Annotated in this window: 14 protein-coding genes; 1 reads left to right on the top strand and 13 read right to left on the bottom strand. The window is 68.1% G+C overall.

Annotation, left to right across the window (positions count from 1 at the left end; all coding sequences use genetic code 11):
* Window positions 1-66: 66 nt before the first annotated feature.
* The 5 genes from Prum_RS06435 to Prum_RS06455 form a co-directional block, all read right to left on the bottom strand.
* A complete protein-coding gene (locus Prum_RS06435) occupies window positions 67-567 on the bottom strand; it encodes a hypothetical protein (RefSeq protein WP_173074773.1) in 501 nt (166 codons plus the stop codon).
* Between the two features lie 35 nt (window positions 568-602).
* Window positions 603-1,778, bottom strand: a complete 1,176-nt coding sequence (locus tag Prum_RS06440; RefSeq protein ID WP_173074775.1) for a mandelate racemase/muconate lactonizing enzyme family protein — start codon at window positions 1,776-1,778, stop codon at window positions 603-605.
* A 1-nt stretch (window position 1,779) separates the two neighbouring features.
* The gene (locus Prum_RS06445) at window positions 1,780-2,607 is read right to left on the bottom strand and encodes a carbohydrate ABC transporter permease (protein ID WP_173074777.1); all 828 of its coding nucleotides are present in this window, start codon (window positions 2,605-2,607) and stop codon (window positions 1,780-1,782) included.
* Window positions 2,607-3,434, bottom strand: coding sequence for a carbohydrate ABC transporter permease (locus Prum_RS06450; RefSeq protein ID WP_246277694.1), 828 nt, complete (start codon window positions 3,432-3,434; stop codon window positions 2,607-2,609). Before Prum_RS06450 ends, Prum_RS06445 begins: the two co-directional genes overlap by 1 nt.
* A 156-nt stretch (window positions 3,435-3,590) precedes the next feature.
* The gene (locus tag Prum_RS06455) at window positions 3,591-4,862 is read right to left on the bottom strand and encodes an ABC transporter substrate-binding protein (RefSeq protein WP_173074779.1); all 1,272 of its coding nucleotides are present in this window, start codon (window positions 4,860-4,862) and stop codon (window positions 3,591-3,593) included.
* Window positions 4,863-4,998: 136 nt separating this feature from the next.
* On the opposite strand from Prum_RS06455, the gene Prum_RS06460 reads away from it, so the two are divergent.
* The gene (locus Prum_RS06460) at window positions 4,999-5,769 is read left to right on the top strand and encodes a FadR/GntR family transcriptional regulator (protein WP_173074780.1); all 771 of its coding nucleotides are present in this window, start codon (window positions 4,999-5,001) and stop codon (window positions 5,767-5,769) included.
* 12 nt (window positions 5,770-5,781) lie between these two features.
* On the opposite strand, the gene Prum_RS06465 is transcribed toward Prum_RS06460, so the two are convergent.
* The 8 genes from Prum_RS06465 to Prum_RS06490 form a co-directional block, all read right to left on the bottom strand.
* Window positions 5,782-6,864, bottom strand: a complete 1,083-nt coding sequence (locus tag Prum_RS06465; protein WP_173074782.1) for a glycoside hydrolase family 11 protein — start codon at window positions 6,862-6,864, stop codon at window positions 5,782-5,784.
* 142 nt (window positions 6,865-7,006) lie between these two features.
* Window positions 7,007-8,752 (bottom strand): glycoside hydrolase family 6 protein, encoded by a 1,746-nt coding sequence (locus Prum_RS06470; protein ID WP_173083465.1) that lies wholly within the window; start codon window positions 8,750-8,752, stop codon window positions 7,007-7,009.
* Between the two features lie 261 nt (window positions 8,753-9,013).
* Window positions 9,014-11,374: an RICIN domain-containing protein gene (locus Prum_RS06475; protein WP_218577103.1), complete on the bottom strand. Its 2,361-nt coding sequence runs from the start codon at window positions 11,372-11,374 to the stop codon at window positions 9,014-9,016.
* 133 nt (window positions 11,375-11,507) lie between these two features.
* Window positions 11,508-11,861, bottom strand: a complete 354-nt coding sequence (locus Prum_RS53600; protein ID WP_281368849.1) for a sugar phosphate isomerase/epimerase family protein — start codon at window positions 11,859-11,861, stop codon at window positions 11,508-11,510.
* Window positions 11,840-11,965, bottom strand: a complete 126-nt coding sequence (locus Prum_RS53605) for a hypothetical protein (RefSeq protein ID WP_281368850.1) — start codon at window positions 11,963-11,965, stop codon at window positions 11,840-11,842. The genes Prum_RS53600 and Prum_RS53605 overlap by 22 nt, the downstream gene beginning before the upstream one ends.
* Window positions 11,962-12,399: a sugar phosphate isomerase/epimerase family protein gene (locus Prum_RS53610; protein WP_281368851.1), complete on the bottom strand. Its 438-nt coding sequence runs from the start codon at window positions 12,397-12,399 to the stop codon at window positions 11,962-11,964. The genes Prum_RS53605 and Prum_RS53610 overlap by 4 nt, the downstream gene beginning before the upstream one ends.
* A 4-nt stretch (window positions 12,400-12,403) precedes the next feature.
* Entirely contained in the window at window positions 12,404-13,588 is a 1,185-nt protein-coding gene (locus tag Prum_RS06485) for a substrate-binding domain-containing protein (protein ID WP_246277695.1), read from the bottom strand.
* 10 nt (window positions 13,589-13,598) lie between these two features.
* Window positions 13,599-14,546, bottom strand: coding sequence for an ABC transporter permease (locus Prum_RS06490; protein ID WP_246277696.1), 948 nt, complete (start codon window positions 14,544-14,546; stop codon window positions 13,599-13,601).
* Window positions 14,547-14,552 lie beyond the last annotated feature (6 nt).

Genomic DNA, 14,552 nt, shown 5'->3' on the forward strand with positions numbered 1-14,552 from the left:
CGATGTCGACAAGGCCGCCGCGGAGGGCAACGGGTGCCTGCGATGCCCTCCGCGGCGGGGTTCGCGCTATGGGGTCACGGCGAAGTCGGTGAAGCTGAACTGGCCGGTCACCCCGGCGGCGTGTGAGGTGGCGATCAGGTTGAGCGTGATGTCGGTGCGGGCGAGACGGATCCGGGCCCGCTGCGCAAGCGCTCCGTCCACGTAAAGCTGGCGGGCGTCGAAGCCGGTGCCGACGTGTGCCTTGTAGATGCCGGTCGCGGCGTCGTCAAGAGCCCAGCCGGTGACCGGCTGCGCTCCACTGAGGATGGTCGCTCCGCCCGACGCGCGCCAGGTGACCGTGTGGCCGCCGCGGCCGGAGTCGGCGGCGTCGAACCGGAGCGGCTCATTCAACCGGTAGGTGCCGGCGAAGGTACCCGGGCCCCGGTCGCTGGCATTCGTGGTGCCGGCAGGTGCTACCACGATCACGTGTCTTTTGAGAGCGGCTTGTGCGGGGGGTGTGAACGGCACGAATACTCCGGTCGCGGTCAGGGTGGCGGCCACCGCCACGGCGGCTCTCGAGGGGCGCACAGCGACTTCCTCTCCTTCGTGGGGTTCGGCGCAGGTCAGCTCCGGGCAACCTCGTATACGGCGCCGCGGTCGGCGACCGCGAGCAACCGCCGGCCGGCCTGCTCCGGTCGTACGTGAGGTCCGCCCGCTGCGGGTGCCTTGCCGTTATGGGCGGCGGCGATCGCCGTCTCATCCACCTTGATGCCCAGGCCCGGCGAGTCGCCGAGGACGAAGTCGCCGTCCTCGACGTGCAGGTCCATGGCCACACCGATCGGTGGCCGGAGGTCCTGCAGCTCGCTGGCGAGGTGGTTGGGCACCGAGGTCGCGGCGTGCAGCAGGGCGACAGGTGTGTTGCCGATCGGGCTTACCGGCAGGTCGAAGGCGTGCGCCAGAGCGGCGACGCGCAGGAAATGGGTGACGCCCCAGACCGCGGCGGTCTGGACGATGTCGAGGCCGCCCGCGGCGATGAGCGGACGGAACTGCTCGAGGCCGGTCAGGTTTTCCCCGCTGGCCACCGCCGCGCGGACGCCTCGGCTGACGGCGGCCAGGCCGTCGGCGTCCCAGCGCCGGACCGGCTCCTCGATCCAGGTCAGGTCCAGGGTGCGTTCGAGCTCACCGACGTGACGGACCGCCTGCTTGCGGCTCCAGCACTCGTTCGCGTCGAGCATCAGCCCCGGCCGCATCCCGTGCGCCGCCTCGGTCAACACGTCGCGTACGAGCGTCAGCCGGTGCCGGTCCCGCTCGATATCCAGGCCGCCCTTGAGCTTGGCCGCCCGGAGTCCGCGTTGCGCGTAGATCTCGTAGGTGGCGACGAGTTCCTCGTCGGTGAGGCCGATGTCCAGGCCGGAGGCGTAGGCGTGCACCCTGCGGTCGCGGCCACCGAGCAGGCGCCACAGCGGCTCGCCGGCCGCCTGTGCCTTGATGTCCCACAAGGCGGTGTCGAACGCGCCGATCGTGCCGAACACCACACCGGCGTGGCCGGCCTTGAAGGTCTGGCGCAGCATCCGGTCGTAGAGAGCGGTCACCGCGCGCGGATCCTGACCGTCGATCGCGGCGAAGATGTTCTCGGCCTCCACGTGCGATCCGAGGCCGACGCCCGTGATCCCCTCGTCGGTGTCGACCATGATGACCCGCACGGGCATGACGCCGTCCGGGTAGACGCCGTTGGCATCGCCGACGGGTCGGCCCCATTCCTGTGCCGTCGTCAGGGTCCGGTATCCGGTGATGCGCATGTCAGCCCTTCGTCGCACCGGCGGTCACGCCGTCGGCAATCTGGCGCTGCAGGAACAGGTAGGTCACCAACACGGGCACCGCGGCGATCAGGACGCCGGCCGCGAAGGTGGGGATGTCGTCGGAGTACTGGCCGCGCAGGGAGGTGACGCCGACCATCAGGGTGCGGTGGTCGGCCGACGGCATCATCAGCAGCGAGATGAGCACGTCGTTCCAGCAGAACAGCGCGTTGAGGATGCCCACCGACAGCAGGGCCGGCTTGCCCATCGGCAGCATGATCCGCCGGTAGACGCCGTAGACGGTGTTTCCGTCGATCCGTGCCGCGTCGATGATCTCCGCTGGCACGGCCCGGTAGTAGCTGGTCATCAGGAAGACGGTGAACGGCAGCCACTGCGCGACATAGGCGAGGATCAGCCCCGGATAGGTGTCGATCAGGGCGACGTCGGCCATGATCCGCGCCAGCGGCACCATGATCACCTGGAACGGGATGAACAGCGCCGCCAGGCAGACCAGAAACAGCGCCGACGAGCCGCGGAACCGCAGTTTGCTCAGCGCGAAGCCGGCCATCGACCCGATGAGCAGCAGTAGCACGACGGCGCAGGTCACCACGATGAGGGAGTTGAGGAAGTACCGGGCCATGCCGGCCCTGTTCCACGCCGTGGTGATGTTCTCCCAGTGCAGGGTGTTCGTCAGCGAGAACCGGTCGAGGATGTACTCGCGGCGGGTCTTCATCGCGACATTGGCGGTGAACAGCAGCGGGTAGATCGTCGCCAGGGCGAGGGCCGCCATCGGCACCGCGACAAGCCACCTACCCAGTCGGATGCGGGACATCAGTCTTCCCTCCCCGCGCGGCGCAGCAGGCCGATCTGCAGCAAGCCGACGATCAGCATGATCAGGAACAGCGCCGTCGAGGCGGCCGACGCCAGTGCCGGGCGGTTCATCTGTCCCTGCTGGACCCAGATGTAGAACTCGGGCAGGTAGGTCGACCCCTCCGGGCCGCCGCCGGTCATGATGTAGAGCAGCCCGAACATCGAGGTCAGCATCCCGATCATGGTGGTGACGAAGACGAACTGGATGGTGCGGTTCAGGCCCGGGATGATGACGTGCCAGATGGTCTGCGCCAGCGAGGCACCGTCCACCCGCGAGGCGTCCAGGAGCGCGGGGTCCAGGGTGGCGAACCCGGCCAAAAACACGACCAGCGCCATGCCGAACGTCGCCCAGATCTGCACACCGACGACGGCGAAGATGGCCACCTTCGGGTCGCCGAGCCAGTCGACCGGGCCGATACCGACCCCACCGAGGAGTTCGTTCAGCGGGCCGTCGAAGGCCAGCAGCAGGTTGAAGATCGCGCCGACGATCACCGGTGAGAGCACGGCCGGGAAGAAGTAGACGCTGCGGAAGAGCCGATGTCCCGGTACACGCAGGTAGATGAACGTGGCGAGCAGTCCCGGTATCGCGACCGCTATCGGTAGCAGCAGGACAAGCAGACCCACGTTGCGCAGGGCGGTGCGAAACAGTGGATCGTCGAGCAGGTCCCGGTAGTTGTCCAGGCCCACCATGGCGCCGTTGCGCTCGCCGTCGCCGGTGAAGGAGAAGTTGACGCCCAGCAGCAGTGGCCACAGCCGCAACACCACGATGATCAGGACGGCGGGGGCCACCAGGACGTAGGGGGCGAGGCGTTCGGCCCGGCGGCCGTCGCGGGCCCGGCGGGGGCTCCCACCCGGCCGCCTGCCGGGCGACCGGTCCTTGTCCCGTCGGCCCGCCCCGCTTCGGCGGCGGGGCGGACCGACGACGAGCTACCCAGCGGCACGAGTTCAACCCGCCTGGTCGGATTTGGCCAACTGCTCCACCGCCTTGTCAACGGTGATCGACCCGCTGAGCAGCTGTTGCGACAACCGCCCCATCAGCTCGATCGTCTTGGAGGAGAGCGCCACGTGCAGCGCCGGCTTGCCTTCCTTGAGGTCCGACACGATCGCGGCGACCGCGGGGCCGGCGCTGGACACGTCGATCGTGGTGTCCGAGGCGATGGCCCCCGCGTCGGCGTAGAACGCCTTCAGCGCGTCGGTCGAGGTCAGGGACCGCACCAGGTCGGCGGCGACCGTGGGATCCTTGGTCCACTTCGCGACCGCGTAGCCGATGCCGCCGTCGTACGGCAGGCTCGGAGTGGTACCCGGGGTCACGACCGGTGCCTTCATGACGCCGACGTTGTCGGCCTCCAGGAACTCGGCGAAGTCCTTCCAGTGCCCGATGTCCGACATCAGCCCGATGACGTGTGAGGCCTTGCTGGACTGGAACACCGCGAACGCGTCGTTGAACATCGCCGTCGAGTTGGCCCCGTCACTGTTGAGGCCCTTGTCGTTGACCTCTTTCCAGAGCGAGAAGACCCGCTTGACGTTCGGTGAGTTCCAGTTGCGCTTGCCGGCGATCCAGTCGTCGTACTCCTGCGTCGTGAGGATGCCCGACCCGAGGCCGGACAGGAAGAACTGGATGCCGATGCCTTCCTTGTTGCCCTGCGCGAAGCACTTGGCCTTGGTCGCCTTGGTGATCGCCTGGCAGTCGGCCACGAACGTGTCCCAGGTCGTGGCCGGCTGCTCCGGGTCGAGTCCGGCCTTCCTGTAGAGCGACCTGTTGTAGTAGATGGGATGACCCTGCAGGGTCACCGGGGCGGCGTAGATCTTGCTGTCCTTGGTGAAGGCGTCCCACCCCGCCAGCCGCTGCTTGTCCTCACCGACGTACTGATCCAGTGGCAGGAGTGCGTCCACCCGGTCGCGGATCTGCCCGCCGCCGTTGAAGAGCATGACGTCCGGCCCCTTGCCGGCCTGGATGGCCGCCCCAAGCAGCGTGTAGTACTGCTCGAACGGCTGCGCGACGAACTCCACCGTCACGCCGGAGTGCTTCTTGGCGAAGTCGGCCTTCGCCTTCTCGATGTATGACTTCGCGGTCGCGTCGCCGGACTTCCAGTCCCAGACGACGAGCTTGCCAGTCGCACCACCGGACGGCTTGTCGCCGGAGTCCGAGGCGCTTCCGCAGCCGGCCAAGGCCAGCCCCACGATCAGGACCGCCGACCACCGTGCTCGCTGCTTCATTGCTGCTCACTCTCCTGAGGTGGCCGGCTGAGCGGCCGTTGGCGGAGGATCACACGGGAACGTAACTCGTATGACGTATGACGTCAACACAGTCGCGTATATAGTGAACACGGCCTGGCGGGTGACGGAGGGTGATATGACGGCAGCAGCGCAGCCGACCGCGGGCGTCCCCGGGCCCCCTGCCTGGACTCGACGCCCGGCCAACCTCGCCACGGCGGTCACGGCCGAGCTGGTGGAGCGGATCGTCCGCGGAATCCACCCGTCGGGTACGCCGCTACCGCCCGAGCCGGTGCTCTGCGCGACCTTCTCGGTCAGCCGCACCGTCGTCCGCGAGGCGGTGAAGATCCTTCAAGAGAAGGGGTTGGTGCAGGTCCGCCAAGGCACCGGCACCATCGTCACCCCACCCGCGACGTGGAACATGCTCGACGAACTCGTCCTCGGCGCCACCATCGCGCAAGACGACAGCCTGGCCATCCTCGACGACCTGGTCGTGACCCGCCGCGTACTGGAATCCGACATGGCCAACGTCGCCGCCCGGCTGGCCGACGACGAGACTATCGACCGGCTGCGCCGGCTGGTTGACGAGATGGACAAGCTCGTCGATGACACGGATTCCTACCACGATCACGACCGGACCTTCCACGACACGATCATGCAGGCGTCGGGAAACCGCATCGCCCGCGCCGTCGTACGCGCCCTGGAAAGCCAGGTCGTCAACACGGCCCGGTACATGGGCCGCACCGAGCGCGCCTTGTGCGTAGCGTCCAACCAAGGCCATCGGCGCATCTACGAGCGGATCGCCGCCCACGACCCAGACGGCGCGGCCGAGGCGATGTTCACCCACATCACCGAGGCGTGGGTGGTGCGCCGCAGCGGGCCGGGCAAGCCGACCCGGCTGCAGCGCTAGAGACCTTCGGCCTCAGTTGCGGAGGCTCCACTGCTGGTTTGCCCCGCCCCAGCAGCCGTACAGTTGGATCTTCGTCCCGTTACCAGTGCCGCCGGCGTCGAGGCACAACCCTGACTGCACTCCGGTGATGCTGCCGCTGGAGTTGACGTTCCACTGCTGGTTGGCCTGGCCGCTGCAGTCCCAGATGATCACTGCCGTGCCGTTGGTGGTGCCCTGACCCGAGGCGTCCAGGCACTTCCCGTTCACCGTCAACTGCTTGCTCGACGTGTAGGTGAACCGCTGGTTCGAGCCACCCCAGCAGTCGTACAACTGCACCTGGGTTCCGTTGGTGGTGCTCGCGTTCGGTACGTCGATACACCGGCCGGACTGCTGACCCGCAATCATCTGGCCGGTACCGCCCGGCGGAGGACCAGTGGTGGGGTTGGTGCCACCGCCTTCCCGGACCGTGATGTCAGAGCTTCCCTGGCTCTGGTAGCCCTCGGTGGCCATGACCTGGTAGGCCCAGCTGCTGCCGAGGTTGAGGCCGGCGCGGGCCCAGGCGTCGAAGTGGTTGGCGGTGGTGATGGTGCCACTGCTCCGCTTCTGCTGGCGGACGCTCCAGAACTGGTAGAAGGTGGCGGTACCGTCGATCGACGGCTGGTTCACCCGCTGGCTGCGGAGGATGTCGTAGGTGCCGCCGTCGGTGGTGACGGTGCCCATCCGTTGCGCTCCGCTGCTCGGGTTGTAGCTGCCGAAGTTCTCCACGACGTAGTACTCGATGAGCGGGTTCCGCGTCCACCCGTACAGGGCGAGATAGGTGTTGTTGTTGCCCGGGTTGTAGGTGCCCGAGTAGCTGACCGTCCGTCGGCTACCGGTGGCCCAACCCTTGCCGCCGACCCAGTTGTTGGTGCTCCTGCTCCAAGAGCTGGAGTACCGACCGTTCTCGCGCAGCACCATGCAGGCGTCGCCACTGTCTTTCCAGAACGAGAAGTAGAACCCGTTGTGCGTGCCGGTGGTGTTCGAGCAGACCTGCCGGTCGGCTTCGGCGTTCGCAGCGGTGGCCGTGAGCGTGCCGCCGACGGCCAGCACTGCGGCGCAGGCGGCACCGATGAGCATCCTGGAGCGGCCGCGTCTGCGGCTATTCCGGTGAGCGGGTGCATCGTTCATATGTGTGCTTTCCTTCCAAAGCGTTGATAGTGCTTGAAGGCGGTGGGGCCTGCGCCGCGCGACCAGACAGGCCCCACCGCCAGCTCTCCGCCTACAGGGGCGGGTAGGCGTTCTGCATCAGTTGGGTGACCTGCGCCGGGAAGAACGCGCCGGAGATCGGCGCGTTGTCGAGCGCCCCGGTCATGTTGAATCCGTTGAGGTCGTTGCCGGTGTATGTCGGGTCGCACATCCGGTCGAAGCCCTTGCCGTCCGGATTGTCGATCAGCCGGCTGGAGCCGTCGGACTCGCCCGGCGGCTTGACCCACACGTAGGCGTCGATGCCGGCCGGCCCGGGGTTGGCCCGCGGCCGCTCGCCGATGCCGGCGCCGGACTGGTTGCACCAGTTGCCCTTGTGAATACGGCGGTCGACCCGCGAGCCGTTGATCTGCTCATCCAACGTGCCCGTGGTCTTCGGACCGGTCGGGCGAGCCGAGCCGCCCCACCCGTTGCGGGACGTGTCGATCAGCATGCCAATGTTGTTCGGCATGCCCTGCGTGATCAGCTCGGTGCGGAACGCTTGGACGAAGCTCGTCTCGTCGTTGTAGCGGTTCCAGTCGATCCACTTCGACGGGCGGGTCTGGTCGTTCACCGTGATGTACGGCTCCACAAGCGCCGAGTAGTTCGACGTGTTGCTGATGAAGCCGGTCACGTTGTTGATGCTCCCCGACAGCCGCACCGTGTTGGCGATCAACTGGGCGGCCGGGCGGAAGTTGTTGTCCCAACCGAGCCAGCCGTGGTGCGCCACGTCGATGTAGTTGTACACGTTCGGGATCGCGCCGAACTTCTGCAGCGCGTACGCGATGCCCTTCTCGTAGTTGCCGTTGGCCTTCATCGTGTCGCAGACCGGCTTCGGCGAGGTACCGCCGGACACGTTGGTGACCAGGTTCGGCAGCGAGTCGATTTCGACGATGTTGATGATCCGCAGGCTCCGGAACCGCGCGTCGCTCTGGTACGCCGCGATCGGATCGATGTACGCGGTCTTGTACCTGTCGATCTCGGTCGGGCCGAGCTCACCGTTGGACGCCAGCGCCGAGCAGTCCCGGCCGGGCAGGTTGTAGATCACGAACTGGATGTACGACGCGCCCTGGCGCACCGCCTCCAGCAGATGGTCCTCGACGCCCATGGGGCCGTTGGACTGGCTGCCCGCGGTGCCTTCGATCGCCGCGATCCGGTCGATCCACACCGCGGTCGAGTTGCCGGAGATCCGGTTGCCGCCGGCGACACCCTCCACCTTGGCCTTCCACTCCGGGTTGACATAGCCGCCGCCGCCCGCGTACGGGTTGTCGGCCTTCGGGCCCGTGGTGCCGGTCGGGCTGACGGTCGGCGACACGGTGGGCGGCACGGTGGGCGGCACGGAGACCGTCGGAGACACGGTCGGCGAGCTGGTGCTGCCGGTCGGGCTGGTCGTCACCGGAGAGCCGGTGCAGGCCACGTCGTTGACCGAGAACGACGTCGGGGCGGCGTTGGTGCCGCTCCAGTTGGCGATGAAGCCGGGGGTAACCGTGCCGCCGGTGGGCACGTTGCCGTTCCACGACTCGTTGGCCACCGTGACAGCACTGCCGCTTTGCGTGAACCGGCCGGTCCACCCCTGCGTCACCTGCTGGCCGTTGGCGAACGAGAACTTCAGCGTCCACGACGTCCACGGGTCGCCCACATTGCGGATGGCGATGCTGCCCTGGAAGCCGGTGTTCCATTGACCGCTGACCGAATACGTCACACTGCAACCGGCGGCGGCGCTGGCTGGCAACGCCTGTACCACCGAGAGGCCGCCCAACCCAAGCGCCGCGACGGCGGCCATCGCCAAGCGCTGTTTCCGGGTACGACTCGACACGAGTCTCACTGCTGTTTCTCCTAGTTCGTCGCGGCGCGCACGCGCCTGACGGGTAGCTCGCTCGCCGGCCCGGATGGTGAGCGTGCTGGTGTCGTGACCCCTGGCCGTGAAGGCCAGGGAAGTGCCCCGCCGTGTGGGTCGGCTCGCACCGACCCACATGCCCTGGCGGAGCACACTCGCGTCGGCTCCCTGGTGCGACGCCTCAGTCGAGGCGCTGGTCGGATCTGATCATGGACGGTTCCATTGCTGGTTGGTGCCACCGTGGCACGCCCAGAGGTGGATCCTGGTGCCGTTGGCGGTGCCCGCGCCGCTGGCGTCCACGCACAGTCCGGATTGGACACCCGTTATGGTGCCGTTGGCGTTGACGTTCCACTGCTGGTTGTTCTGCCCGTTGCAGTCCCAGATGATGACGGCCGTGCCGTTGCTGGTGCCCCGCCCGCTGGCGTCCAGACACTTGTTGCCGTACACCATGAGCTGCTTGCCCGACGTGTATGTCCACTTCTGCTGCGCGGCACCGGTGCAGTCCCACAGCTGGGTCTGCGTGCCGTTGGTGGTGGTGCCGCCCGGCACGTCCAGGCACCGGCCGGACTGCCCACCCACGATCTGCGCGCCCTGCGGGGTCGGGGTGGTGCCGCCGGGGCCGGCCGAGGCCATCACGGCCTGTGCACCCGCGGGCCAGTTGCCGTTGGTGACCGTGACGTTTCCGGAGACCGCGTTGCCGCGGTCGCCGTTGGTCACGTTGGTGCTGCCGTTGGTCGACCAGTTGTTGGTCAGCGTCCAGTTGCCCATGTTCTCGCCACCCCAGTAGTTGGCCGTCGCCCACGTACCGGTGTTGGAGAAGACGTTGTTGGTGGCGGTGTAGTACTTCGAGCCCTCGTCGAAGTACAGGCCGTAGTAGCCGTTGGTCCGCAGGCAGTAGTTCTCGCTGATCTGCGCGCCCGGGTTCCACGAGAGGGTGTAGATGCATCCACCGTCGTTCATCTGTTGCATGACGTCGTGGACGTAGTTGCCGATCAGCCGGTTGTTGGACGCGGTGGTAGCCGTGGTGTAGCGCGGCTGGTAGTTGTACAGCCCGCGGTTGGCGTAGTTGTTGTTGCCGCCGGCGTCGTTGGCGCCCCAGCCGTACCCGATCGAGATGCCGGTGTACGGCAGGTTGTAGACCTCGTTGTGGGACACGGTGGCGTTGGTGACGTAGGTGTTGACGACCGAGACGATGCCCCGGTAGTCCGCGCCGAGGTCGTGGATGTGGTTGTTGCTGACGGTGATGTCCCGGTTGACCATCCGCTGGTCGCTGGGGTGGTGCGCGTCGGCGCGCACGCCGCCGACCACGATGCCGCCGGCTGAGCTTCGGGCGATCTCCGACCGGGTGATGGTGATGTTGCTGGCCCCCAGGCCGACGCCGCTGGCATGGGCGTTCGCGTCGTTGCCGATGCCGATGGCGGTCTGGCCCAGGTTGACGAACTGGGAGTCGCTGAAGGTGACGGTGTTGGCGGCCGAGATCTGCACGGCGGCGGGCATCTGGAACCAGTTCGGTCGGGTCGCCTCGAACTGCGTGCAGCCGTTGTGGCACGACGTGAAGCTGGGCCAGCTCCAGTTGCCGGCGATGTAGGCGCCGGTCTGCTGGTCCACGTAGCCCTGGTTGCTGCTGGGGCCCAGCCAGCTCGTGCCGGTGAAAGTGATGCCGCTCAACGTGATGTGGTGCGCCGGTGCGCCGTAGGTGCCGCCGATGTTCAGCAGTGACTGCAACGCCGGCAGCTCCACGCTGACGCTGCTCATGTTCTGCCCGGCCAGCGGGATGTAGGACAGCACGCCGGTGCCCGGGTTGAGGTACCACTCACCGGCCGAGTCCAGAAACTCGTAGGCGTTGGTCAGGTAGAGCGGACCGGCCCGGTGCGGGCTGGTGAAGGTGTCATAGCCGAAGTTGTTGTTGTTCCACGCCGGCTGCTGCATCGTGATGAGGTTTCCGCTGATGCTCTGCACCGGCGAGTGCCGGTCGGTGAAGGAGTTGACGCTCTCCATCTCGACGCGGCTCTGGTTCGCCAGGTTGTTCAGGTAGCTGAGGGCGCCGTTGGTAAACCTCATGCCTGTGCTGGAGGCGGTGAAGTCGGCCCTGTTGACCTGCGTGCGCGCCCGGGTGGCGATCGCGCCGTCGACGTACAGCTGCCGGGCGTCGAGCCCGGTCGGAACGTTGGCCCGCCAGATGTTGCGGCCCGCGTCGGCCACGGTCCATCCGGTGACCGCCCGGGCGCCGCTGATGACCGGCCGGGCCGACGGCGCCGCCTGCCACACGACCGTGCGACCGTTGGTGCCGGAGTCGTCAGCGGTCAGCCGCAGCGGTGCTGACAGCCGGTACACACCGTCGGCCAACTGCACCACGATGTCGTCGGACATCGCGTCGTTGAGTGACCGCACCGCGTCCTGCGCCGCCGTCAGCGAGCACGGTTGCGCGCTGGAGCATGCGGTGCCGGTGCCGGACGGTGACGCGTAGAGGGTGGTGGGGGCCGCCGAGGCGGGGGCTGCGAAGGCGAGCACAGCGCCGGCGACGAGCGCCACCGTGGCGACTCCGGCCAGCAGGTGTCTTCGCGGCACGGGGTTCCTCCTGAACGTGGGGTGGCGCGGGCGATCCCGCAGTGCGGCATCGAGGTGGTGCCGACCTCGATGCCGAGAGCGTCCCTATCGGCGGAGGGACATTCATATGACGTATGATGTTCCAGAGCGCACTTTAAGCGCCTCGCCGCCTTGGAGTCAAGTGAGCGGCGTCGATTCGTCTGATGACTGGGCGGAGGTAGGACAGTCCGTCCCGGGCGAGCGCGTCCTGCGACGGGGCGAGCGGGCGCCAGATAGACGCGGCGGTCGCGATGGTCTCGTTCTGTGCGGTGAACGACTCGATGCAGATCGCACCGCTGTAGCCGGTCGTCGCCAGAGCCGCGAAGAAGCGTGGCCAGTCGAAGTGGTCCGCGCCGGGAGCGCCGCGGTTGGTGCCGCTGACCTGGACGTGCTTGATGTGCGCTCCGGCGACGGTGACGGCGGCGTAGGGGTCGGCCTCCTCGATGTTCATGTGATAGGTGTCGAGCATGAGCCCGACGTTCGGGGCAGGCCGTCGACGAGCTCCACCGCCTGTGCCACGGTGTTGACGACGCTCGTCTCGTACCGGTTGAGCGCCTCCACACCGAGGTTCACGCCCCGCTCCCCGCGTAGTCGGCCACCGGCCGCAGGGCGCGGCGGAAGTCCGTGTAGCAGGCGCTGCGGGCCGCCGGTGACATGCGCCAGGTGCGGCCCACCGCGGCGTAGACCGGGCCGCCGACGCAGGGAGCGCCGACGGCCGCGGCACTGTCGACACAGGTCTTCAGGTACGCCGCGGTCGACTCGACCACCTCCCGTGGGGCGTCCACGAGGTCGCGTCCCGGCGGGGTGACCGCGCAGACGGCGGCCGCGGCCAGGCCATGGGAGGCCAGCAGGTCGCGCGTGCGGACCGGATCCCAGTCGCCGGGCCGTTCGATCGGCAGCTCCACCGCGTCGAAGCCGAACCCGGCGATCCGCGGAACCAGCTCCGCCAGGGCCTCGTCGTCGACCGGCGAGGCCCACACCCACGGATTGACACCGATGGCGTACACGGACCTACTTCCACCGCTGCGGATAGCCGGGCAGATCCGTACAGCCGCACATCGCGTAGTGCAGGGGCGGCATGTCGGCGTCGACGTACCCGTCCAGGTTGTCCTCGGTGATGGTCGGCTGCGGCAGCTTCCACGGGCTGGACACCTGCTCTCCGCCGAGCACCTTCAAAGCCGCGATGATCGGCGTGCGCCACTGGTACGTCGGGTAGGTCGGCGCGATCGCGGTGAGCTTCTTTTCCTTCCACAGCTTCAGGAAGTCGAGCTGGTCCTCGCCGTTGATCGGTGGCACCGGCTTGCCCGCGTCCAGGAACGCCTCGACCGCCGCGACCGCGACCGCACCGGCGTCCATCCAGACGCCGTCGATCGTGCCGTACCGCTGGATGTAGTCGCCAACGATCTTCTTGGTCTTGGCCGGATCGCCGTCGGTGAACTCGACCCCGACGACGTCGACGCCCGCCTTGTCGAAAGCGACCTTCGCCGCGGACCAGCGCGTCTCCAGCACGTCGACGCCGGGCAGGATGCGCAGGGCGAGCACCTTGCCGCCGGGCTTCATCTTCTGGCTGACGAACTCCGCGGCGACGTGGCCGAAGCCGTAGCCGCCGATCGGGTTGATGAACGTCACCGGGCAGGTCGTGTCGACGCCGCGGTCGAAGACGATGACCGGCAGGCCCTTCTGGCAGGCGGCTTCGACGGCCGGGGTGAGCGTGGCGGTGGTGTTCGGCGAGACGATGAGCGCGTGGCAGCCCTTGCCGAGCAGGTCGTTGATGTCCGCGATCTGCTTCTGGTCCTTGCCTTCGGCGTCGACGTGCACGAACTCCTTGATCTGGCTCCGGTGCGTGGCGACCTCGGCCTGCATGGTCTTGAAGCCGACCTGCCGCCAGGGGTTGTTCAGACCGGCGTTGGAGAAGCAGACCTTGTACGGGCCGGACTTCTTGAACTTCGCTGTCTCCACCATCTTCGGGTTGAGCACCTGCTCCCACGGCTTGCCGGCCGGCCCGGTGGGCGTGGCGTCGAGCAGCGCGAGCTCGTTGTCGTAGTCGGCCTGCACGAAGAACTTCGACTGCTCCCCCGTGCCCGACCCGGCGGCCTGGGACGCCGTGCTCGACGGGGTGGCGGTCGGTTCGTCGGTGGCGCAGCCGGCGAGCGCCAGCAGGGCGGCGGTGGCCACGACGGCTATGGCACGTCTCACGAGATCCCCTTTACCTCGACGATGAACGCATGGATGAGACCGCCACGGCGAGCAGGATGATCGCGCCCTGGACGGTCGACTTGAGGGCGCCGGAGACGCCGTAGAAGTTCATGAGGGCGAAGAGCGTCTCGAGGGTCAGCGCGCCGAGCATCGCGCCGGACACCGAGCCGCGGCCGCCGCCCAGAGCGACACCGCCGAGCACCACCGCGGTGATCGCGCCGAACTCCAGACCGGCGCCGGCCTGGAACGACACGCCGCTGTACCCACCGAGCAGGATCGCGGCGAGGGCCGCCGCGAGTCCACTGAGGACGAAAGCGATCGTCTTGGCACGCCAGACCCGCACGCCGCTCAGCTCGGCGGTCCGCGGGTTGCCGCCGACCGCGACCAGGGTGCGGCCGAAGTCGGAACGGGTCAGCAGCACGGCCAGCCCGGCCGCGGCCAGCAGGACGAGCAGCGCGTACGGTACGCGACCCAACCCGGGCACGTCCTCGAACGCGCGCCGGCCGAACCGGCGGAACGCCTCGGAGAGCCCACCCTTCGGAGCGCCGTCGGACCACAGGTACACCGCGCCGACGAGGATCAGGAACATGCCGAGGGTGGTGATGAACGACGGCACCCCCAGCCGCGTCGTGACGATACCGTTGACCAGGCCGACGATCGCGCCGAACGCGAGCAACAGCACGACGACCGGCCAGGTACGCGACGGCTCGCTGTCGATGAGTCGGGCCGCGACGACAACCTGCGCGGTGACCAGCGAGCCGACGGAAAGGTCGAACTCGCCGGAGACGACGACGAAGTACTGGCCGGCGGCGAGCAGGATGATCGGCGCCGACCGGCCGAGGAACGACATCAGCGACGGTGGGGAGAGGAAGTCGGGCTGGCGGATGGCGAGCAGGACCACCAGCACGGCGAGGATGGCGACGATCGGTACGACGCTGCCGGGGCGAACCCGCGGCAACGGCCG

Source organism: Phytohabitans rumicis (assembly GCF_011764445.1).
Classification (GTDB): Bacteria; Actinomycetota; Actinomycetes; order Mycobacteriales; family Micromonosporaceae; genus Phytohabitans; species Phytohabitans rumicis.

Excerpts from the sequence above, each read along its gene's own strand:
- Prum_RS06440 (WP_173074775.1), bottom strand. The coding sequence starts at position 1,778 with ATGCGCATCACCGGATACCGGACCCTGACGACGGCACAGGAATGGGGC.
- Prum_RS06445 (WP_173074777.1), bottom strand. The coding sequence starts at position 2,607 with ATGTCCCGCATCCGACTGGGTAGGTGGCTTGTCGCGGTGCCGATGGCG.
- Prum_RS06455 (WP_173074779.1), bottom strand. The coding sequence starts at position 4,862 with ATGAAGCAGCGAGCACGGTGGTCGGCGGTCCTGATCGTGGGGCTGGCC.
- Prum_RS06460 (WP_173074780.1), top strand. The coding sequence starts at position 4,999 with ATGACGGCAGCAGCGCAGCCGACCGCGGGCGTCCCCGGGCCCCCTGCC.
- Prum_RS06465 (WP_173074782.1), bottom strand. The coding sequence starts at position 6,864 with ATGCTCATCGGTGCCGCCTGCGCCGCAGTGCTGGCCGTCGGCGGCACG.
- Prum_RS06470 (WP_173083465.1), bottom strand. The coding sequence starts at position 8,752 with ATGGCCGCCGTCGCGGCGCTTGGGTTGGGCGGCCTCTCGGTGGTACAG.
- Prum_RS53600 (WP_281368849.1), bottom strand. The coding sequence starts at position 11,861 with ATGCTCGACACCTATCACATGAACATCGAGGAGGCCGACCCCTACGCC.